General features: G+C 34.8%; 23 protein-coding genes, 1 tRNA gene and 6 pseudogenes. 20 read left to right on the top strand and 10 right to left on the bottom strand.

Annotated features, from left to right (window positions below):
• Position 1: 1 nt before the first annotated feature.
• Both OPR57_RS07770 and OPR57_RS02250 read left to right on the top strand, forming a co-directional pair.
• Entirely contained in the window at positions 2–421 is a 420-nt protein-coding gene (locus tag OPR57_RS07770) for a YqaA family protein (protein ID WP_406831553.1), read from the top strand.
• A gap of 186 nt (positions 422–607) precedes the next feature.
• A pseudogene (locus OPR57_RS02250) lies at positions 608–823 on the top strand (IS4-like element ISWosp8 family transposase); the annotation flags it as partial.
• A gap of 129 nt (positions 824–952) precedes the next feature.
• Here the strand turns inward: OPR57_RS02250 and OPR57_RS02245 are convergent.
• Together OPR57_RS02245 and OPR57_RS02240 are read right to left on the bottom strand one after the other, a co-directional pair.
• Positions 953–1,764: pseudogene (locus OPR57_RS02245) on the bottom strand (IS5 family transposase).
• Between the two features lie 267 nt (positions 1,765–2,031).
• Positions 2,032–3,279 (bottom strand): IscS subfamily cysteine desulfurase, encoded by a 1,248-nt coding sequence (locus tag OPR57_RS02240; protein WP_265037090.1) that lies wholly within the window; start codon positions 3,277–3,279, stop codon positions 2,032–2,034.
• A gap of 70 nt (positions 3,280–3,349) precedes the next feature.
• Between OPR57_RS02240 and OPR57_RS02235 the strand changes: the two genes are divergently transcribed.
• The gene (locus tag OPR57_RS02235; protein ID WP_265037089.1) at positions 3,350–3,490 is read left to right on the top strand and encodes a hypothetical protein; all 141 of its coding nucleotides are present in this window, start codon (positions 3,350–3,352) and stop codon (positions 3,488–3,490) included.
• 173 nt (positions 3,491–3,663) lie between these two features.
• Positions 3,664–3,816: a hypothetical protein gene (locus OPR57_RS02230; RefSeq protein WP_265037088.1), complete on the top strand. Its 153-nt coding sequence runs from the start codon at positions 3,664–3,666 to the stop codon at positions 3,814–3,816.
• A gap of 665 nt (positions 3,817–4,481) precedes the next feature.
• On the opposite strand, the gene mutS is transcribed toward OPR57_RS02230, so the two are convergent.
• The 5 genes from mutS to OPR57_RS02210 all read right to left on the bottom strand — a co-directional run bounded on the left by mutS (position 4,482) and on the right by OPR57_RS02210 (position 9,386).
• Positions 4,482–6,977, bottom strand: coding sequence for a DNA mismatch repair protein MutS (mutS, locus tag OPR57_RS02225; protein ID WP_265037501.1), 2,496 nt, complete (start codon positions 6,975–6,977; stop codon positions 4,482–4,484).
• 243 nt (positions 6,978–7,220) lie between these two features.
• Complete coding sequence (locus tag OPR57_RS02220; protein ID WP_265037087.1) at positions 7,221–8,066, bottom strand: ankyrin repeat domain-containing protein; 846 nt, start codon at positions 8,064–8,066, stop codon at positions 7,221–7,223.
• A gap of 185 nt (positions 8,067–8,251) precedes the next feature.
• A complete protein-coding gene (locus OPR57_RS02215; RefSeq protein WP_265037086.1) occupies positions 8,252–8,593 on the bottom strand; it encodes a helix-turn-helix domain-containing protein in 342 nt (113 codons plus the stop codon).
• Positions 8,541–8,990, bottom strand: coding sequence for a Fic family protein (locus OPR57_RS07765; protein ID WP_406831550.1), 450 nt, complete (start codon positions 8,988–8,990; stop codon positions 8,541–8,543). Before OPR57_RS07765 ends, OPR57_RS02215 begins: the two co-directional genes overlap by 53 nt.
• Positions 8,991–9,038: 48 nt before the next feature.
• Positions 9,039–9,386 (bottom strand): Fic/DOC family N-terminal domain-containing protein, encoded by a 348-nt coding sequence (locus OPR57_RS02210; RefSeq protein WP_265037085.1) that lies wholly within the window; start codon positions 9,384–9,386, stop codon positions 9,039–9,041.
• Between the two features lie 336 nt (positions 9,387–9,722).
• Between OPR57_RS02210 and OPR57_RS02205 the strand changes: the two genes are divergently transcribed.
• Complete coding sequence (locus tag OPR57_RS02205) at positions 9,723–10,409, top strand: TerC family protein (protein WP_265037084.1); 687 nt, start codon at positions 9,723–9,725, stop codon at positions 10,407–10,409.
• A gap of 45 nt (positions 10,410–10,454) precedes the next feature.
• Here OPR57_RS02205 and OPR57_RS02200 read toward each other — a convergent pair whose 3' ends face one another.
• A complete protein-coding gene (locus tag OPR57_RS02200) occupies positions 10,455–10,595 on the bottom strand; it encodes a hypothetical protein (RefSeq protein WP_265037083.1) in 141 nt (46 codons plus the stop codon).
• A gap of 176 nt (positions 10,596–10,771) precedes the next feature.
• On the opposite strand from OPR57_RS02200, the pseudogene OPR57_RS02195 reads away from it, so the two are divergent.
• The 11 genes and pseudogenes from OPR57_RS02195 to ruvC all read left to right on the top strand — a co-directional run.
• Positions 10,772–12,094 (top strand): annotated as a pseudogene (locus OPR57_RS02195) (IS4 family transposase); the annotation flags it as partial.
• Positions 12,095–12,140: 46 nt separating this feature from the next.
• Positions 12,141–12,347: pseudogene (locus OPR57_RS02190) on the top strand (IS110 family transposase); the annotation flags it as partial.
• A 21-nt stretch (positions 12,348–12,368) separates the two neighbouring features.
• Positions 12,369–12,540: pseudogene (locus OPR57_RS02185) on the top strand (IS3-like element ISWpi17 family transposase); the annotation flags it as partial.
• A 168-nt stretch (positions 12,541–12,708) separates the two neighbouring features.
• Positions 12,709–13,011: a 50S ribosomal protein L21 gene (rplU, locus tag OPR57_RS02180; RefSeq protein ID WP_006279565.1), complete on the top strand. Its 303-nt coding sequence runs from the start codon at positions 12,709–12,711 to the stop codon at positions 13,009–13,011.
• A gap of 10 nt (positions 13,012–13,021) precedes the next feature.
• Complete coding sequence (rpmA, locus tag OPR57_RS02175; protein WP_265037082.1) at positions 13,022–13,291, top strand: 50S ribosomal protein L27; 270 nt, start codon at positions 13,022–13,024, stop codon at positions 13,289–13,291.
• Between the two features lie 9 nt (positions 13,292–13,300).
• Positions 13,301–13,374: transfer RNA gene (locus OPR57_RS02170), tRNA-Ile, on the top strand.
• 69 nt (positions 13,375–13,443) lie between these two features.
• Positions 13,444–14,616, top strand: a complete 1,173-nt coding sequence (gene metK / locus OPR57_RS02165) for a methionine adenosyltransferase (RefSeq protein ID WP_265037081.1) — start codon at positions 13,444–13,446, stop codon at positions 14,614–14,616.
• A gap of 125 nt (positions 14,617–14,741) precedes the next feature.
• Positions 14,742–15,425, top strand: coding sequence for a TenA family protein (locus tag OPR57_RS02160; protein WP_265037080.1), 684 nt, complete (start codon positions 14,742–14,744; stop codon positions 15,423–15,425).
• 44 nt (positions 15,426–15,469) lie between these two features.
• Positions 15,470–16,129 carry a TenA family protein gene (locus OPR57_RS02155; RefSeq protein ID WP_265037079.1) on the top strand — a complete coding sequence of 220 codons (660 nt, stop codon included), beginning with the start codon at positions 15,470–15,472 and terminating at the stop codon, positions 16,127–16,129.
• 47 nt (positions 16,130–16,176) lie between these two features.
• Entirely contained in the window at positions 16,177–17,004 is an 828-nt protein-coding gene (locus OPR57_RS02150) for a cytochrome c oxidase subunit 3 (RefSeq protein WP_265037078.1), read from the top strand.
• Positions 17,005–17,493: a crossover junction endodeoxyribonuclease RuvC gene (ruvC, locus tag OPR57_RS02145; RefSeq protein ID WP_265037077.1), complete on the top strand. Its 489-nt coding sequence runs from the start codon at positions 17,005–17,007 to the stop codon at positions 17,491–17,493.
• A 44-nt stretch (positions 17,494–17,537) separates the two neighbouring features.
• Here the strand turns inward: ruvC and ruvX are convergent, their stop codons facing one another.
• Complete coding sequence (gene ruvX / locus OPR57_RS02140) at positions 17,538–18,005, bottom strand: Holliday junction resolvase RuvX (RefSeq protein ID WP_265037076.1); 468 nt, start codon at positions 18,003–18,005, stop codon at positions 17,538–17,540.
• Positions 18,006–18,208: 203 nt separating this feature from the next.
• Here ruvX and OPR57_RS02135 point away from each other — a divergent pair, with 203 nt between their 5' ends.
• The 3 genes and pseudogenes from OPR57_RS02135 (at position 18,209) to OPR57_RS02125 (ending at position 20,226) form a co-directional block, all read left to right on the top strand.
• Positions 18,209–18,466, top strand: coding sequence for a hypothetical protein (locus OPR57_RS02135; protein WP_265037075.1), 258 nt, complete (start codon positions 18,209–18,211; stop codon positions 18,464–18,466).
• Between the two features lie 227 nt (positions 18,467–18,693).
• A pseudogene (locus tag OPR57_RS02130) lies at positions 18,694–19,505 on the top strand (IS5 family transposase).
• A 52-nt stretch (positions 19,506–19,557) separates the two neighbouring features.
• A complete protein-coding gene (locus tag OPR57_RS02125) occupies positions 19,558–20,226 on the top strand; it encodes a hypothetical protein (protein ID WP_265037074.1) in 669 nt (222 codons plus the stop codon).
• Here OPR57_RS02125 and tmk read toward each other — a convergent pair.
• The gene (tmk, locus tag OPR57_RS02120; protein WP_265037498.1) at positions 20,219–20,809 is read right to left on the bottom strand and encodes a dTMP kinase; all 591 of its coding nucleotides are present in this window, start codon (positions 20,807–20,809) and stop codon (positions 20,219–20,221) included. The two genes, OPR57_RS02125 and tmk, sit on opposite strands and share 8 nt — an antisense overlap.
• A 108-nt stretch (positions 20,810–20,917) precedes the next feature.
• Between tmk and OPR57_RS02115 the strand changes: the two genes are divergently transcribed.
• Positions 20,918–21,490 (top strand): thioredoxin family protein, encoded by a 573-nt coding sequence (locus OPR57_RS02115; RefSeq protein WP_265037073.1) that lies wholly within the window; start codon positions 20,918–20,920, stop codon positions 21,488–21,490.
• The last annotated feature ends 5 nt before the right edge of the window (positions 21,491–21,495 follow it).

Genomic DNA, 21,495 nt, shown 5'->3' with positions numbered 1-21,495 from the left:
TATGGAAGATTACTTTCTGCTGTTTAAAGACAGCCTATTATCATCGTTAATCTTGCCTGTACACCAAGGTTTTGTGTTCAATACCATGCTTTATTTCAGGTCGTATCACACTTTACTACTGATGTTATTTTTTGGAGTACTAGGATCAAGCCTTGGTGGAATAGTTAATTGGTATTTAGGTAGAATAACAATCTCTATACGAAAATCATACCACAAATTAGAGAACGAGCATAAAACACCAAAAATCGTAAGAAATCTACTGATTTGTGCAGTTGCATTACTTTCGTGGGTGCCAGCACTTGGAAGTGTGATTCAAATTTTATCAGGTTATTTCAAGTTAAACCTTTATATCCTTGCCCCTTTAATCATTCTATCTAATTTCTTCTATTTGTTATATCTAATACTTACTTTTGGCGTATAACAGCTATAGTACTACAGCTATTAAAGCCCACTTCTGTCATCCTATGCCCTGACAGAAGCGGGTATCCGTTCAGCCAATGGCGTCAACTTAAGGGATGTTAAGGAGTAAAATACTACAAGAAACAGCACTTTTATTTCTATTTTATTTCAACAAAAAAGTTTAAAATGTGCCTTTTTTAGGTGAGGCATGCAAAAAGGAAAAGATCTTATCTTACAAATTAAAAATGCAATATACTCGAAAACTTTTCAGAAAATCCATTGTGTTGGAAAAAACAGTTTTACACGAACAAGAAAACTTCCTTTTTCGACAGTATTTTCTATGATTTTAAAGTTAGTTAAAAAAAGTTTGGGAATAGAATGTGAACTTATGGAGCCATTGACATGTAAGACTCCACCATCAAAACCCCAATTGCGGATTACCGCAATAAAGTAGATAAGCCTAAACGCCATCATGTCTTTAGGAGGGTTTGCTAATGAAAGCTCCTATGGATTTTCTGAAAAATTTTTGAGTATATTAGACTTCTTTCAAAATTCATGTAGGGAGCTCAAAATTGTGAATTGCAGCAATCAAATTAAACCTTAAACCAAAACGTTTTCGTCGGTTTCTATACCTGTCCGAGATGATTTTAAACCTTTTCAATTACGTTTTCAACAATTGCCCTTTGGCTCATAAGTGCCCTGTTCTCTTTTTTTTGTTCTTTGCTTAACGGATTCTTTTTCGTTTTCCTGTGCGGTAATACAACATTTTTGTGTATCTTCTGCATTCCCCTGTAGCCGGCATCAGCTAAGATTTTAGTTTGCGGCAATACTGCTACCTTTGATTCTCTAAACATCCGTGTTTTCTACCATTCGAGAAAGATGTGCATATGACTTTTCTACTCTTCTTCTCTGTTACTATTTGTGTTTTTATAGTATGCCTTTTTTTCTTTCCAGAGTAGAAGGGCTTTTGCTTTTTTTTGGTCTCTCTACTGGCGTTTCAGTTCCGTCTATTACTAAAACTTCATATTCTACATCACTCTTTAATAGCTCTTTTTTTCCTGGTAATGCAAAATCTGGATGTTTTATTAATATGTCTTCTACCCATCTTATTATTTTAAAACTGTTACTTTCACTCATGCCATAGCTTTGCCCAATATGAAAATATGTACGATATTCTCTTATATATTCCAGTGCCATAAGTAGCCTGTCTTCTATGCAAAGTTTACTTTTTCTTCCACTTCTAGCTTTTTTTCTTTTATCCTCCACTTCTAGAATTTCTACCATTCGCTCAAATGTTGCTTTTTTTACCCCTGTTAAACGTCGAAACTTTTCTCCTTCTAACTTTTCTATTTCCTTATATTTCATGCTTTCAAATACTTCATCTTACACTCCCTCTAACAATTTTGAAAGAAGTCTATTGTATTTTTAATTTGTAGAATAAGATTTTTTCCTTTTTGCATGTTTTACCTAAAAAGGACACATTTTAAACTTTCTTGTTGAAATAAAACAGAAACAAAAGTGCTGTTTCTTGCACTCTTTGGATAATTTAATGATAAAAAATTTAGAGAGAAATTTTACACACTATCGCTTATATTTTTCCTTAAGTTGACGCCATTGCCTGAACGGATACATTTAATGAGAGTCCCATTTCACGGTGTTCAAATCTACTCCTTCTTGTACCATCTCCCAAAGTGGGCTCATTTCTCTCAGTCGGCCAACATTTTTAGTAATAAGATCTGCTGCGTACAAAACTTCTTCTTTGGTTGTAAATCGGCCTAGGCCAAATCTAATTGATGAATGCTCAAGGTCATGGCCATTATTTAACGACCGTATGACATAGGAAGGCTCAAGAGACGCAGACGTGCACGCAGAACCAGAACTTACTGCTAAATCCTTGATTGCCATGATGAGAGACTCACCCTCAACATAGGGAAAGCTCAAGTTTAGGTTGCCAGGAATTCTATTTTCATAGTCACCATTTAAAACGATATCAGGAAATGCTTCTTTTATCCTATTGTACAAAATATTCCTCAGTCCTTCCAATTTGCTTGCCTCTGTTTCCATTTCTTCTTTAGCAATACGTGCCGCTTCACCAAAACCAACTGCAAGGGGAGTTGGAACTGTTCCAGAACGCATACCTCTTTCTTGTCCACCACCGCTGATCAATGGTGTCAATCTAACACGAGAGCCCTTTTTACGAACGTATAATGCGCCTATTCCCATAGGTCCATAAATTTTGTGGCTAGAGAGACTCATAAGATCAATGCACATCTCATTAACATCAATTGGAACTTTTCCAAAGCTTTGAGCTGCATCTGTGTGGAAAAATATATTATACTTTCTACATATTGCACCAATTTCTTTGACAGGCTGAATTATTCCGATTTCATTATTTACCATCATCACTGAAACCAGGATTGTTTTATCAGTAATTGCTTCCTCAAGCTTTGTTAAATCTATAATTCCGTTTTGCTTAACAGGCAAATATGTAACTTTAAAGCCTTCATTTTCCAGATGCCGACAAGAATCCAGAACACACTTATGCTCCGTGCAGACAGTTATTATATGATTTCCTTTATTTTTATAAAAGTGAGCAACGCCCTTGATTGCTGTATTATTTGACTCAGTTGCACCTGAGGTAAAGATAATTTCTTTGCTATCTACGTTCACCAGATCAGCGATGTGTTTCCTTGCTTTTTCCACTGCTTCTTCAGCAGTCCAACCAAATGAATGGCTGCGAGAGTGTGCATTGCTGAACTCACCAAAGTAAGGTATCATCACCTCTAAAACACGGGGATCCACTTTAGTAGTAGATTGATAATCAAGAAATATTGGTAATTTTATTTTAGCATCATGTATTTTTTTACTTTCAACATTCATAAAGCTACCACGGAGACAAAATTTACAATTATTTTATAGCATTAAAACTTAATTTTTTCAAGATATAATCTTGCATCAAGTACAAAAGTGTCATCCAAGTAGCTTGACTACTTGGATCCAGGAAAAAGAATGGTGTCATTCAAGTAGCCTCCCTCCCCTGTCATCCCAGTGTCCCTATGATGTCATCCCAGTGCTTGACACTGGGATCTAGCAAGCTTTGCTTGCAAATAAGTCTAATACGCGTCGCGTTTTATGCCAAAACACAATTGGAGTTACATGCAAAATAGATCCCAGACTGGGATGACAAAAAAAGGAGCACTGGGATGACAGCAGTCCTACGTCATACCGCCGCGGTATCTCTAGATCCCGCTAACATGTAGCGGGATGACGATTGTCAGGCTAGCCTGTCATCCGAGTAGCTTGACTACTTGGATCCAGGAAAAAGAATGGTGTCATTCAAGTAGCCTCCCTCCCCTGTCATCCCAGTGTCCCTATGATGTCATCCAAGTAGCTGACACTGGGATCCAGAAGACTTAATTTCAACCAAGTGACTGCATAATAAAGGCTAGATCCCAGTGTCTGGGCACTGGGATAACAAAAAAAGGAGCACTGGAATGACAGCAGTCCTACGTCATACCGCCGCGGTATCTCTAGATCCCGCTAACACGTAGCGGGATGACGATTGTCGTTTAGCCATAAATATTAAGAAACTTACCAAACGAAAAAAAAGGCAAAAGAAGCCCCGGTTACTCTCTATTGTCAATTTGGCGTTTTTAAGTCTTAAACGCTGCAATTTAGCTGCTTTTAAATGCAACTAACCTTAGCTTTAATATTTAAGAAATTTACCAGGCAGAAAAAAAAGGCATAGAAAACCCGCAGTAGCTAGTTATTCACTCTCTATTTTAAAATTTGACGTTGGGTGATGTCTTGAACGCTTTATAAGCGCGTTCAGCTTATTTAGATAAAAATCTAGATGTAGATGAAGTTTTGTAAAGACATACAGTATCTATATACTGCAAAAAATTGAACGTAAGACGCTGATACATTAAGTAATCCTTACCTTTTAATCTGCAGATTGGCGAAAGCAAATACAATAGCTTCACTATCATGATAAGGGCGCTGGCGAAGGGTGTCAAGTAAGTTTTTCGTTTCTATAGCTACTACCACGATTGTATAGGTAATTCTTCACTTATAATAATGATTCAAGCCTTCAGCTCCTCAAACACTTCACTTGCTCTATTTAAAACAGAATCAGGAAAACCAGCAAGTTTTGCTACATGTATTCCATATGACTCATCTGCAATGCCTTCAATTACTTCATGTAGAAAGATAACCTCTCCGTTCCACTCTCTTATTTTTACACAAAAACATTTCACGTTCTTCAAGTATTTGCTTACTTTAGTTAATTCATGATAATGAGTTGCAAAAATGGCGCGGCACTTATTTACATTGTGAATATGTTCAATCACCGCCTGTGCAATAGATAATCCATCATACACCCCTGTGCCCCTACCAATTTCATCAAGTATCACCAAGGAACGGTCCGTTGCCTGATTTACTATCGTTGCTGTTTCGATCATCTCTACCATGAAGGTAGAATAACCAGCTGTTATATTATCCGTTGCGCCAACCCTGCTGAATATCTTGTCAATCACTCCAATATGTGCACTCTTTGCTGGCACAAACGATCCCATATGAGCTAAAACTGCAATGAGAGCGTTTTGCCTCAAGAAAGTGCTTTTTCCAGCCATATTAGGACCAGTAATTAGATGTATACCAGCTAAATTGATGCTATTTGCAATGAATTTATCGTTAACTTCAACCACTGGATGTCTTCCGCTACAGATATTGAACTCTTTGCTGTCATCAATAATGGGTTTTACGTAATTATTTTGCACTGCAAGCTCTGCAAATGCGGTTCTAATATCAAGTTTTGCCAAAGCATTTGCAGCAAGAGCAATTTTTTCAGATTCTTTAGCGACTTCACTACACAGTTCACTAAAAATTTTCATTTCTAAGCCGATTGCAGTATCACGTGCCGTAAGAATTTTATTTTCTAGTTCTTTCAATTCATTAGTAGTGTAGCGCATGCTATTTGCTAAGCTTTGCCTATGAATAAATATATCCGAAGTTATTTTGTGATTTGCCGACACTTCAACGTAATAACCAAGTATGTTGTTGTGTAATATTTTGAGTGCGGCAATGCCAGTGAGGTCGCGATAAGATTCACGGAGTTTGGTTATTAGTTTATTACTATTATTTAATATGTAGGATAACTCAGATAATTCTGAGTTGTATTTTGAGTGAATAAATCCTCCTTCTTTCACGGAACTGAGGTTATTATCGAGTATAGCACTATTTAACAGTTCAAATAGGTCTTTATGATTGCCAAGGCTTTTATGTATTGTGCTTAGTTCACTCTCGTCTGATTTTACTGTCATTCCAGTGCGTGACGCTGGCTGGATCCCAGTTTGGATGACATATTTTTGTGGGAGAGATCCATTTTCACCTGATTCAATTTTACATAAGAACTCAGACAATTCTAAAGTCTTTCCTAGGCCTATTTTTAATAGGTTCATATCCTTTGGTGAACCACGCCCTAGTATTAAGCGCGATAAAGACCTCTCAATATCTGGAATGTTAGATAATATCTCTCGTATTTTTCTGCGTGGCTCATGATTATTTACAAAAAATTGAGCGGTGCTGAGCCTCAAATTAATCGCCTTAGAGCAAGCAAGTGGTGAAGCGAGCATTTGTTTGAGCAGGCGTCCACCAGAGGCTGTAACTGTGTGATCAATAACTGAAATTAGTGAACCTTTCTTTTCACCAAATTGAGTTGAAAACAACTCAAGATTTCTCCTTGCTGAAGCATCAATAAGCATGAAATTTTGTTGCTTATAGGTTTTTGGGAATTCAAGCCTTGGAATGGAGCCCCTTTGTGTTACTCTGACATATTCAAGCAGTGCACCACACGCCATGATTTCTACTTTGCTGAAATTTCCTATACTCCCAAGTTCCCTGATTTTATAAAACTCGCATAATGTTCTGTGAGATTTACTATACTCAAAAAAGCTCTGTGCGTGTTGCGTAATTGATATTTTATAATTTTTTAAAATCGATCTAATTTTTTCGTCCTCAGTGAATTTTTCAGAAATTAATAATTCTCTTGGTGATATACGCAATAAATCACTATCTAGAGCTTTCAAACTCGTTAAAGTGTGAAAAAATTTTCCCGTCGATAATTCAAGCCAACTAATAGCATATTCGTCATTTTGTTCAACTATAGACGCGAGATAATTATTGCTTTTATCCTCCAGTAGTGAATCTTCTATAATTGTACCTGGAGTTACAACTCGCACTACATCACGTTTTACTATGGATTTATAGCCCCTCTTTTTTGCTTCATCAGCAGTTTCTAATTGGTCACAGATTGCTACTTTGAATCCTAAATCTATTAGCTTGTGTAGGTAAGATTCACTACTGTGTGCTGGCACTCCACACATTGGTATGTCCTGCCCACACGAATTACCTCTCTTAGTGAGCACTATATTCAGCAATTTCGCAGCTTTAATAGCGTCATCGAAAAACAATTCATAAAAATCTCCTAGCCTATAAAATAGCAGATGATCCTTGTATTGAGCTTTCAGGTTCAAATACTGCTCCATCACAGGGGTGTTTTTTTCTTTTACGAAGCTCATAATATTTTTTAATATATTGTATTGATAAACGTTATTATAGATTATATTGCACATGTGAATAACATAAATTTTAAATAGGTGTATAGAGGGGAAAATTTAAAACAATTAAATTTCTTGGATCCAAGTAGTCAGGACACTTGGATGATATAAAGAGTAGGAGTATTTGATGACAAAAAAGCAAAAACACAGTTGTCATTCCAGCGCGTGACGCTGGAATCCAGAATATCCTAGTTACAAGATTTATTATTTAGTTTGAAAAATACTATAGCTTTTTCTATGTAAGTTGTAGCCCTTCTTTATCATTTTACCATTTGCAGCAGTTGCATCATCAACAGATATTTCAGAGCTAACAGTGCTAATAGTTTTTTCTATCGCTTTAGCCTGTTCATAGTCTTGACTCAAAAAATACATGGCCAGCCCAACAGCTATACTAGCAACAAGAACAGGTGCTATCATTACACCTAGTATCATACCACCAGAAAGACTTACTGCAACACACACACCAGCTCCAAGTACAACACCAAGAAAACCACCAATCATTATGCCAGGCACCAAACTGCCTATCATAGCGCTTCCTTTTTTCGTATTAGCTTGTTTTTTCATACTTTTAATAAGCACTTTTTTTGTTTCTCCTTGAGCTAAATCTAAAGGAATTTTATTATCCGCATTTTGTATCAAAGGATTTGCACTATATGTAACAAGAAGGGTGGTTATTTCTTCAGTTTTATTACCTATAACTGCATGATGTAGTAATGTATTTCCCTTTTCATCTTTAAAGTTTATATGAGTACGAAATTCTTCATCTAGATTTCTTATTGGGTTGTTTTTTGCATATATCCTAGATTGTATTGCTTTATCTAAGCATTGTATTACTTGTTCTAGTGATTGCTCGCCAGAATTTTGTATAAAATGAAGCAGAATTTCGTGTACTATCGCTTTCTTTGTAGTTTGTGGGCATTGTAAAGCGTAATTAAATGTCTGTGTAGTGATAACTTCTTCTTTTCTTTTTTTAAGCACAACCCTTAAATCTTCAATCGCCTTTTCACCATCTTTTATTCCAAGAATTATTGAATCCAAATTATTCATCATGCTATCCTCCTTGGTTTGATTGCATTACTCATTAATAAATAATATAATAAATCCTGCTAAAAGTCAAGCAATTAATTAATAAGTTAATATAATCCTCCAAAAGGAGCTCCTTACTTTTTGTTCAGCATGTCCATTGGATCAGACTCTTTAAGTTTGCTGTTTGCTGAATTTATTCATCACAATAGCTACAATGTGCTATCGAAATTCTCTGTAATCTTAGTTGGTTCTTCTAGAATATTCAAAATATCAGTTGCACAATAAACCCGATCTCTCTTTCCTTGAGAAGTTTGTGAAACGATGCCTAAATCTTCAAGCTTTACGATTGCTCTTTGGGCTGTTGTAAATACGACACCTAAGTTTTCAACTACTTTCCTTATAGTAAAGTAAGGGTTTACAGCGAGATACCTTACAATACCACTTGCAACTCCTTCAGTTTTAGAACTAACTTCAGTTTGCCAATTTGCAATCAAAATGTTAATTCGTTCTGCTCTTGACAACGCGTCCAATGATTGCAGTACTAACACCATTTAAGAAATAAGAGAACCAATCATGCCACGTGCCTCTGTTGCTTATATTGTAAAGTTGGTCATAATACTCACTTCTTGTAGCTTCAAAAAATGCACTTAAGTATAACAGAGGTGATGATAATAATTTTCTTTCGATCAGAAGTAATGTTATTAATAAACGCCCAATACGTCCATTGCCGTCCAAGAATGGGTGAATCGCTTCAAATTGATAATGACATAGAGCTATATGTATAAGTGGGGGTAATGTTCTATCATGTAGAAACTTTTCAAAAGAGCGCAAGCAACTTATCAATTCATTTGGTGCTGGCGGGACATATTTTGCCGTATTTATTGTACACCCTGGACTTCCAATCCAGTTTTGTACTAGACGAAATTCCCCTGGCCTTGCTCTTTGCATCAGCCTCCCGTGAATTTCCTTAATTAATCGGAGCGACACTGGAAGGGACTATAAACGTTTTAGTCCATAATCGAGCGCTGATATATAATTGCGTACTTCTTGTAAATCATCGGGATTGCGATCTACATTAGCACCTGCTTCTTGAGCCAAAATTTCACCAAGAGTTGCTTGAGTTCCCTCGATTCTGCTTGAAAGAACTGCTTCACGCACTATAAAGGGTCGCATGAGAAGATGAGGGTTAGGCAATTTATCTCCTTCCCTGGATAACATACCCAAAATATGATCTGCTCTGGAAAGACTATTAACTAAATCATTGTCCCATTCAAATTTTGGTGGCAAGCGAAATGCCTGATAACCAGCGAATACTTTGCCTGATGGTGATCCTTTAATATACATTCATTCAACCCGGCACACAATGTTCATAGTATATGTATTATTTTCAAATAAAGTCAAAAATGAAAATAAGGCTTTATCTTATCATTCAACCCAGCACACAATGTTCATAGTATATGTATTATTTTCAAATAAAGTCAAAAACGAAAATAAGGCTTTATCTTATTTGCGTGTATGAAAATAAGAAACTCTCTTATTATTGATTTTGCTCAAAAACGAAAATAGAAGAAGCTGCTGAACTTTATATATCCTGTTTTTCCGGAGAGCTAACTTCTGAGTGAAGTCACTTAATTTTTACACATCTATTGTAGAGTAAGAGGAGCCGAATTTGGAACAAAAATGCTAGCTGATGCTTGGACTTTACTGACACTTACACTACTTGAAACTATACTTAGTGTAGACAATTTAATTTTTATTTCTCTAACAATAGATAAGGTACCAAATGCGCTGAGAGAAAGAGTGCGCCTTATGGGCCTTGGATTAGCACTATTAATGCGTTTTGTAATACTATTTTTTACATCATCTATATTGTCAATGCAAAAACCCATATTTCACACTGCATCGCTAAATATTTCAGCAAGGGATTTACTTATGATCGCAGGGGGATTATTCCTTATTGTTAAAAGCTCTATAGAGTTATGGGATGACATCTTTGTATGTAAGAAAAATAAAAAGAAAGCAAACGTTAAATCAAAATTTTTTTTAGTTGTGCTACAAATTATATTAATAGATTTAGTTTTTTCAGTTGATTCAATATTAACTGCTATAGCATTCACTTATAACATGATAATAATTGCCACAGCGTTTACATTTTCCATGCTAGCAATGCTGTTTTTATCAAGTTACACCGCCCAGTTAATCAAATCTAATCCAGGTTTAAAAGTAATTGCTATCTTATTTATTTTACTTGTCGGTGTGTACCTCATACTTCATGGATTTCATATAGAATTACCAAAAGGATATTTGTATTCTTCATTTATGTTTGCACTGCTTGTGGAAATTATAAGCAAAATAAAGAAAATGTAGTAGATCTCTTTCGAAACTATTTTGTACGAAGCAAAAATCTAATTGTCATTCTAGCGCGTGACGCACAACTGTACGAACATTGCAATTTGCAGGTGGTGTCATTCCAGTACTTGATATACAACTGTACGAACATTGTGATTTGAGAGCAATTTCCATTAGGAGGGTGTCATTCCAGTGTCTGGACACTGGAATGACACCGTCATAAAGGAACCAGTGTTAGCTACTCGGGTGACACCCTCCTGCTAGACAATGTTCGTACAGCCATACGCGTCAAGTTAAGGAAAAGTGTAAGTAAAATTGATAGAGTGAAGGAAAAGAATAAGGTATAAGTTCTCTTGGATATGTGAATGAGAGAACTTACAATGGACAGAATAGCTTGCTTATCAAAAGACCTCAATGAATTCTTTAATGAAAAAGCAGACGAAATATCAATTGCAGTAGGTTTTATAAAAAGAAAGAGAAAACTTAATGGCTCATCATTCATAAAAGCTATGGTTTTTGGTAACATAGGAGTTGGTGATTGCAGCATAGAAACAATGTGCCAATTGCTAAATGAAGACTCGATAGAAATTACAAAACAGGGTTTGGATTTTAGATTTACTGAAGAAGCAGTGGAATTTATGAAAAGAATGTATAATGAATCTTTAGTTTTATTTAAAAACAGCTTACAGGTTGATTGCAGAATTTTGAAGCAATTTAGAAGCATTAAGCTATTGGATAGTAGCTATATTAGCCTGCCCAGTAGCATGGAAGATATGTACAAAGGATATGGGAGTAGCTATAGAGATTGTGAGAGTAATACCAAATCAGGAATAAAGCTGCAGTTAGTCTTTGATTACCTGAACCAAGCGCTAGATAAGTTAAATTTAATAGAAGGAATAAGGTCGGATCAAGGTTATAGGGATTATCTGAACGGTTTATCAGCCAATGATTTGCTAATATTTGATTTGGGCTACTTTGTGCCTAGTTCTTTTAAACAGATTGATGAAGCAGGTGCATATTTTGTTAGTCGTTATAAGTCTGATACCAATATATATGATATAGAAACAAATCAAAAAATAGAGTTGTTGGAATGTTTAGAAGGTCAATCCCTTCTAGAGATGGAAGTGCTATTAGGAAAAGAAGTAAAAATTAAAGTGAGAATTATATGTCAAAAATTAACTGAAGAACAGTCTATAATTAGAAGAAGAAGGGCTAATAAGTTAGCAAAATCACATGGATATACATCTTCTCAAAAGAATCAAAAATTGCTGGATTGGTCGATATTCATAACTAACGTTCCAGAGAGTAAAATCAGCGCTGAACAAGTATTAACAGTTTACAGGGTAAGATGGCAGATTGAATTATTATTTAAATTGTATAAGAGTCACATCAGGCTTGACGAACTTAAAGGAAAACCATACAGAGTATTATGTGAACTATACGCTAAATTGTGCGCAATTCTTATATTTCATGGAATAGTTGGTTGTATAAAACTGAAAGAGAATACAGAGCTGAGTTTAACAAAGGCATTCATTGAATTAAAAAGAAGGATTAGGGAGTTGTTTTTAGCGTTAAGCAGTAAAATTAATAATTTGAGAATTTTCCTGAAAAAACTTACCACAGACTGGTCACAATTTTCTGTGAAAGATAGATATAGAAAAACTAGAGTATCCACCTTAAGTTCATTGAATTTTCTTACCCTTTTCCTTAACTTGACGCGTATGGTTATCAATACCAATGTGCAAAGAGTTAAGGAATCTTGGATTGCCAGTAATTTGTGTAGATGCGAGACATATGGCAGCAGCATTATCTGCAAGGATCAATAAGAATGATAAAAATGATGCAAGAGGTATAGCACAAATGATGAGAGTTGGGCTATTTAAAGAGGTACTAGTAAAATCAGACAAAGCTTGTCAGGTTAAAATAATGCTTGGAAGCAGAAGACAATTAATACGTAGCAGAGAGCAAATGGACTGGCATAAGAAAGTTTTGAGAATAATGAAAAAGATGGGAATTACGGTGCTATATTATAGAAAAAGATGTAATACTAGTATTAAAGAGAAAAAGCATAAAATATACCCTTATTTACTTAAAGATTTGATTATTTGTAGAGTTAATCAGGACTGATATAACATACATTATGATAGAAGATTTTTTGAGAATTAATTATTGTCTGAGAAAAAGTAGATAAAGGGTGAAGAAAGATAGAAGTGTTTAAATAGCTCAAAAAGAACGTTAAGTCATGCTTTTTATTTATATTGACAGCGTATATGACATCGTTTACGATTAAAGTTAATAACAATAATTTATATTTATCATGTTTGCAGTAATTGAGACTGGTGGAAAGCAATATTTAGTAAAAGAAGGTAGTATAATAAAGGTAGAGAAGTTAGAAGCTGAAGAAAAAAAAGAGGTGGAAATCAATAAGGTGATTTGTATTTCAAATAATGGCTTATCTTATTCATCTAATGCTACTGTTAAAGCTGAAGTGTTGGAGCAGTGTAGGGGGGAAAAAATTATAATCTTTAAGAAGAAAAGAAGAAAAAATTACCGTAGGAAAACTGGTCATAGGCAGTATATAACTGTTCTTCGTATAAATGAAATTAGTCTTCAAAAGTAAGAGGTAAGATATGGCAACTAAAAAATCAGGTGGTAGTTCCTGTAATGGTAGAGATTCAGCGGGTCGTAGGTTAGGAATAAAGAAGAATGGGAAGGTTATTCCTGGTAACATAATTGTGCGCCAAAGAGGCACAAAATTCCATCCTGGGAAGAATGTTGGTATAGGCAAAGATCATACGATTTTTGCCAAAGTAGAAGGCTGGGTCAGTTTTAGAAGGTCAGGGAATAAAAAGACTTTTATTGATATCGTGCCTACAGATAATATGAAAGCTTCAGCTTGAATAAATCATGGGTCTGTAGCTCAGGTGGTTAGAGCGCACGCCTGATAAGCGTGAGGTCGGAGGTTCAACTCTTCCCAGACCCACACCATTTAGTAATTGCTAGCTGTGTTTTTTATAGCGGTTTTGGTATTGTGTAAGCAGAAACCTAAAGCATGAGTTTATATAAAAATTTAATAACCAGTGAATCAGTTGCGGCTGGTCATCCAGATAAAGTAGCAGATCAAATTTCAGATGCAATACTTGATGAATACCTTTTCACTGATCCTTTTGCGCGAGCTGCAATAGAGACTTTAGTCACCAAAGATAACGTTATTATAGCTGGGGAAGTGTTTGGGCCTAACATTGAGAATAGCAGGATTGAAAGTATTGTACGGAATACAATAAAAGATATTGGTTATGAGCATGATGGTTTCCACTGGAGAAAAGTGAAGGTAAATATATTGTTACATGAGCAATCAAATGACATTGCAATAGGGGTGGATCAAGGTGCTGGAGATCAGGGCATAATGTATGGCTATGCAACAATAGAGACAGAAAACCTTATGCCGGCACCCATTTTTTATGCACACTCGATTCTGAAAAATATCATGAGCGCAGTTAAAGAAGCAAAACTTGGTCCAGATGCAAAGTCACAAATCACTTTGGCATATGAGAATAACCTCCCGGTACGTGCTGAAAGTATTATTGTCTCAATACAGCACCCTGAGGATTTGGATCAATCAAAAGTAAAAGAAATAATTTACCCTTACATAGTTTCATCTTTACCTGAAGGATGGATGTGTCCTGAGGAAAGTCTCTTAGTCAATCCAACTGGTAGATTTGTTATTGGTGGACCAGTTGGTGACTGTGGATTAACCGGACGAAAAATTATGGTTGATACTTATGGAGGTTATATTCCACACGGTGGAGGGGCATTTTCCGGAAAAGATGCAACTAAAGTTGATAGATCTGCAGCTTATATGGCAAGATACATTGCTAAAAATATTGTCTTTGCAGGTTTGGCTGAACGTTGTCTTGTGCAGCTTTCTTATGCAATTGGTATATCAAAACCTACTTCATTATATATTGATACATTTGGTACGAATACGGTGGAGGAAAGAGTAATTAAAGAGTTTATCGAGAATAGTATAGATTTATCAACAAAAGGCATAATCAAGCATTTATCGCTTAATCGCCCTATATATAAACGTACAGCCTGTTATGGACATTTTGGTAAAGAGTCAGAAAGTGACGGTGGATTTTCTTGGGAAAACATGAACTTGTCTGCTGATCTTTGTAGAGAATTCAATATAGAAGGTAATAGTAAAATTTCTTTAGATTGCTAAAATTTTTGATTTACAGCCCCACATTTATATACTACCTTATTGTTAAAGTATAATTGCTTTTTCATAATAATTATACTATATTAGTGATAATTATTATATTCAGTTTTTATTGTGAGGCTCATGTAATGTATAATGACATAAAAGAAGAATTTTGTAGCATAGCTATAAAAGAATCGTCTGATCTTATTGATAAAAGAAAAGAACACCCTTTTAATGTTGAATTGATGAATAATACATTAGATTATGAAAAATTCAAATTCTACCTTCAGCAGGATTTTCTGTATTGTATAGATTGCGCTCGTGCTTTTTTAATTGTTGCAGCTAGAGTTGATGATATTGAAATGATGAGTAGTTTAATCAATTTGGCACAAGGAGCATTTTATGTTCGAGAACAGTATAAAAAATATTTTGAAGATTATGATCTATCTGATGATCACAAAAAGTCAAGAGCTTGTTCTGCCTTTACTGACTTTTTCATGAGTGTTGCATATCACAATTCTGTTAATGAAGCTTTAGTAGCATCTTATTCTTGCTTTAACATATACCAAATCGTTGTACGCCATATGGTATATGAGATAACAACTAAAGGGGTTAAAAATAACAAATACAAAGAGTGGATCAACATTTATAGTAGCGAAACAGTAAATGCTGTAATTGATGAGGTTACTGATATTACAAATAAGCTATATAAAAAAGCTAGTGACTGTGAAAAAAAGAGGATGTATGAGTTTTTTAAGAAAGGGCTGGAATTAGAAATAATGTTTTGGGATGAGGCATATTACTCTAATATATCTAGCAAAGAATATTAGCAGCGGATTATTTACGTTTGACTTGATCTTTATCGGTAACTATAGTGTTCAGTGGCATAATTAGGAGCTGTTACGGGTCAAATCTTTTAAAGGATATAATTGAGCATCCTTTTAATGTTGAGTTAGCGAATAACACCCTAAATATAGAGAACTTCAAATTCTATACTCAACAAGAGGCGTTTTTCTTAGGTGATTATATTCGTACCACCTTAATTACTGCATCCAGAATGGAAGATTATAGTAGTATTATCTCGCTTGCTGAAGTAGCCCAAAGAGCAGTGACTGTTAATAGAATGCTATATGACTACTACTTTACTATGTACGGTATAAGTCGTGGAAAGAAATCTCTTGAGTGTTTTAATTTCACTAATTTTCTTTTATCCATCTCGTATAGTAATACCTATGAGGCTATGACGGTTTTGTATTCTTGCATGTTTATATACAAGACTGTCGTTGATAGCATGAAAAATAGATCCAAAAAAAATAATAGATATAGGGATTGGTTTAATTTTTGTTACAGTGATTCAGTAAAGTCTGGATGCATTATTTTGGAAAATATTATTGATGGATATTGCAGCAGAGCAAGAGAAAATGAAAAGAGCAAAATGCTTGAGTTGTTTAGAATAACTGCACAATTTGTGTTAGATTTTTTGAACGGTGCATATAATTTTTCAAGATTCAATCAATTTCCTAAGGAACATTGACAATTTTAAGCTAATTTGTATCCTTAATAAGTATTTTGTAAAATGCTATGAAAAGTAAAGAACATGATTTTCATTTAGTGGATCCAAGCCCTTGGCCAATTGCTATATCAGCAGCAATTCTTATTCTTGCACTTGGATTAGTTGGCGCGCTTCATAAACAAATTTTCGGAATGTTTTGTTTAGTTCTGGGAACCTCCGCAGTATCAGGGGTGCTGTTTTATTGGTGGAGAGATGTAATAAGGGAGGCCATTTATGACAAATGTCACACTGCCATTGTAAAGCATGGACTCAAATTTGCAATGTACTTATTTATTCTCTCGGAGGTCATATTTTTTATAGTGTTCTTTTGTTCATTCTTTAAAGCCTGGCTTGATCCAGTTTTTTTATTTGAGGCGTTTTCTCCTGCAAAAAAAGTTGAATGGCCCCCTGAGGGAATTTTGCCACCTGATCCGTGGTCACTACCATTCATGAATACATTAATATTATTGCTTTCTGGTACAACAATTACTTGGGCAAATCACTCTTTACTTAAAAATGATAAGAAGAGCATGATTAAAATGCTGTCCATAACTATATTGCTTGGGGTTTTTTTTATAATAGTGCAAGCAATAGAGTATCATGAAGCAAGTTTTTCTCTACAAGAAACAGGAGAAAAGCTTATTTATACATCCAATTTTTATATGATTACCGGTTTTCACTGCGCACACGTTATAATAGGAATAATATTTTTATCAGTGTGTTTATTTAGAGCGCGGAAAGGCCAATTTACACTTCAGGACCATTTGTGCTTTGAGTTTGCCTCCTGGTATTGGCACTTTGTAGATGTAGTCTGGATATTTTTATTTTTGTTTGTCTATTGGTTAAGCGTTTATTAAGTGGTTAAAATAATAGGTCTAGATCCAGGAATAAGCAAGACTGGGTGGGCCATTATCAGCCTGAACGAAAAAAATAATATTGAATTTTTGGGCGACGGTACCATATCAACTGATGGTAAATTGGGTACAGGTGAACGCCTACATATAATTTTTGAACAATTAAAGAAAGTAATTTCCCTATACTCTCCGAATGAAGCTGCGGTGGAGAAAATTTTTGTTAATAAAAATCCTAAATCTTCACTAACTTTAGGATATGCAAGAGGGGTTGTAATTTTAGCGTTAAAAATAACAAAGCTAACTATGAATGAATATGATGCAAACTATGTAAAAAAAAGCATTACCGGAAATGGCCATGCTGATAAGGATCAGATTATATTTATGGTGAAGCAAATAGTTAAAAATTTGAGTATAAAATGCCACCATGCTGCTGACGCTCTTGCTGTAGCAATTTGTCATGCTTATACGAAAGGTTCTTGTTTTGTTGAGTAACTTTTATATGAGATTCAGTTTGAAGATTTCCAGATCTGGAAAAACTATTTGATTGTATTTATCTTGTCTAACGTTCGTTGCAAAATAATACATGCGGAGATTTTATCATCTATTTTTTTCGATTTTGTGATTGATATTCCAGTAATTTTTAGTGTATGAGTTGCGATAGATGTTGAGAAGCTTTCGTCTTGTAAGTATATATTTACTTCATATTTTTTTATTATTTTATTTGCGAATTGGATTATAGTTTTACACCATTTAGTTTCTTGCTCGTCCATTTTTAATGGTAGTCCTATTACCATTGATCCAGATTCATTTTCTTTGAATATTCTATGCAAATAACCTAAATCTTTGCTCATATTTTTTCTGTGATACATACTATGAGCTGTGGCTATGAGATGTGTTTTATCGCTAAATGCTATGCCTATTTGCTTTTCTCCCATGTCAAGGCACATTATGCGCTTATCTTTTGGAATAGACTTTAGAAACTCATCTGGATTTCTATGTAGCATCTATTAGACTTCCTTTAAAGTGACCTTACCCAAAAAAAGTAGAGAGAAAGTTAAGAAAATTTTTTACAAAAAGAATAATGAACCAAATTGCTCAGGAATGCAATAGACTTCTTGCATAACCAAAACTAAGTAGAAAAAAGGTATCATCTAAGTAGCTGACACTGATTCCTTTATGACGGCAGTGCCCCTATGGTGTCATTCCAGTGCTTGACACTGGAATCCAGAAGAAAGAATGGTGTCATCCCAGTGTCCCTATGATGTCATCCCAGTGCTCCTTTCTCGTCATCCCAGTGCTTGACACTGGGATCCAGGAAAGTTTGCTTGTAAGCAAGCAAACTAGCACAGAAAGTGGTTACAACATTTTCGATGAGATTATATGGAAAACTGGATCCCAGTGCCCTCTTCTTGTCATCCGAGTAGCTGACACTGGGATCTCATTTTACTTTATGATAATGTCATGAAGGTAGCCTCCTTCTCCTGTCATCCCAGTGCGTGACACTGGGATCCAGCAAGCTTTGCTTGCAAACAAGTCTAATACGCGTCGCGTTTTATGCCAAAACACAATTGGAGTTACATGCAAAATAGATCCCAGACTGGGATGACAAAAAAAGGAGCACTGGAATCCAGAAAAAAGAATAGACTTCTTTCAAAATTGTTAGAGGGAGTGTAAGATGAAGTATTTGAAAGCATGAAATATAAGGAAATAGAAAAGTTAGAAGGAGAAAAGTTTCGACGTTTAACAGGGGTAAAAAAAGCAACATTTGAGCGAATGGTAGAAATTCTAGAAGTGGAGGATAAAAGAAAAAAAGCTAGAAGTGGAAGAAAAAGTAAACTTTGCATAGAAGACAGGCTACTTATGGCACTGGAATATATAAGAGAATATCGTACATATTTTCATATTGGGCAAAGCTATGGCATGAGTGAAAGTAACAGTTTTAAAATAATAAGATGGGTAGAAGACATATTAATAAAACATCCAGATTTTGCATTACCAGGAAAAAAAGAGCTATTAAAGAGTGATGTAGAATATGAAGTTTTAGTAATAGACGGAACTGAAACGCCAGTAGAGAGACCAAAAAAAAGCAAAAGCCCTTCTACTCTGGAAAGAAAAAAAGGCATACTATAAAAACACAAATAGTAACAGAGAAGAAGAGTAGAAAAGTCATATGCACATCTTTCTCGAATGGTAGAAAACACGGATGTTTAGAGAATCAAAGGTAGCAGTATTGCCGCAAACTAAAATCTTAGCTGATGCCGGCTACAGGGGAATGCAGAAGATACACAAAAATGTTGTATTACCGCACAGGAAAACGAAAAAGAATCCGTTAAGCAAAGAACAAAAAAAAGAGAACAGGGCACTTATGAGCCAAAGGGCAATTGTTGAAAACGTAATTGAAAAGGTTTAAAATCATCTCGGACAGGTATAGAAACCGACGAAAACGTTTTGGTTTAAGGTTTAATTTGATTGCTGCAATTCACAATTTTGAGCTCCCTACATGAATTTTGAAAGAAGTCTATTCAGTTAGTATTACTGTTTAATGAGGTATGAATAATGGTTGATGTCGTTTCTATTGGTGTAAATGCAGTCATTGATCATAAGTATAAAAAAAGAGCGCAATTAACTTTATTAGGGCTATTTCTTGTTGTATCAGCAGCAACTGCTGTCTGGTTTATCTTTCCTGTATCACAAAATGTACTAGTGCCATTCTTGCTCCCAGCCTTATTCTTGTTCTTTACTCTATCTATGGGTTATTACATGTTCATATTTAGTTGTGAAGAAAAATCTTTGGTAAAGAATGTTCTTGGTATGGTTGAACCTGCTGAATCGGTAAAGAGAGTGCATTGCCAAGAAAATATTAAATCCTTATTAGCAGAAGTGAGAAGTACTACGAAAGATAGGTTTTGCAACGTGCTTGTTAATCTTTGTTTTGAAGATCGTAGTAAAGCACACAAACTTGCATTATATGTGAAAGAAATTGACGATATTGTGTCTTCAATAAAAAATAAAGACCTCTTAGACCATTTTGATCAATTTTTCACCATGACTGAAGTAAGTAATAAAAAAAGTAGAAGTGAATTAATGAACCTCGCAAGGGCATATAAGATGATAAGTGAAGAAGATCCAGACAAAATACAGGATTTTTTAGCTACTCAAACAAAAAGTTATTCATATAAAATAATGTTACCTGAAATTGATAATTTTCTATCACAAGCTAGGTGATTTTATCAATAATTTCATTGTGTACGTGATTATCATTTTTTGTTTCAATTTCAGTGATAACACTGCACCTAACGGGCTCTTTTATGGCTATTTCCTGAAACCCTTTTCTGACCTTATTGTAAAAATTAACATCCATTTCTTCATATTTATTCTTGTCTTTTGCTCTATTTAACCCAACTTTAACATCAATATCTAGAATGAATGTAATATCTGGATATTTAATTTCCACTAGCTTATGTAAGTCCCTTATTAGCCCTAAGTCAACTCCAAACCCATATCCTTGGTATGCAATGGTTGAATCAATAAACCGATCACAAATCACTATTTTTCCTTCTGCAAGAGCTGGTAATATTAATTTTTTCATATGTTCGCGCCTCATCGAGATAAGTAGCAAGAGTTCAGAAATAGGATCAATATTATTCGTTAACAACACTCCTCTTATCTTTTCTGCAAAGTTAGTGCCACCTGGTTCTCGAGTCAATACCACATTATTTTCGCCGTGAATTTGCTTAAAATGATTTGCAAGTAGCTTAGATTGTGTTGTTTTACCAGAGCCGTCTATTCCTTCGAAAGTTATGAACATAAGTTTTATAATTATAATACTAAAAAAGAATATGCAAACAGTATACATAGAAACCGTTTGACATTTAAATAATAAGACCGTAAATTACATATCGTATAATAATAGTCTATGGTTGCTCTGAATACTCCTAAAGTCGATTTTAGTTTTACTGCAAAAGATTTTAATCTTTTGGGAGTAGACAATAAATACTATACATTAAGTGACTGTTGTGGAAAAAATGGTCTTATTGTAATGTTTATATGCAATCACTGTCCTTACGTTCAGTCAATTATTAGCAATCTGGTAAGCGATGTTGATCAATTGAAAAAAGATTATCAGATAAACACCATTGCAATAATGCCAAATGATGTAAATGAATATCCAGAAGATTCCTTTGAAAATATGATTAATTTTGCCAAGGAAAATAAGTTTACATTTCCATATTTAATTGATAGTACACAGAAAATAGCTAAAGAATACGGGGCTGTTTGTACTCCTGACTTTTTCGGCTTTAATTCCAATTTAAACCTTTGCTATCGTGGACGTTTTAACGACACAAAAAAAGAAAAGGTTCAAAGCTATGAAGCAGGAAGTAGTGACTTATTTCAAGCTATGAAATTTATTGCAGAAACTGGTAATTCTCCAATTGACCAAAAATCAAGTATTGGCTGCTCAATTAAATGGTCTAATTCTACAGGTTAAATATC

Source organism: Wolbachia endosymbiont (group A) of Anomoia purmunda, from assembly GCF_947251545.1.
Lineage (GTDB): Bacteria > Pseudomonadota > Alphaproteobacteria > Rickettsiales > Anaplasmataceae > Wolbachia.
This window is presented reverse-complemented; position numbering and strand designations above follow the sequence as displayed.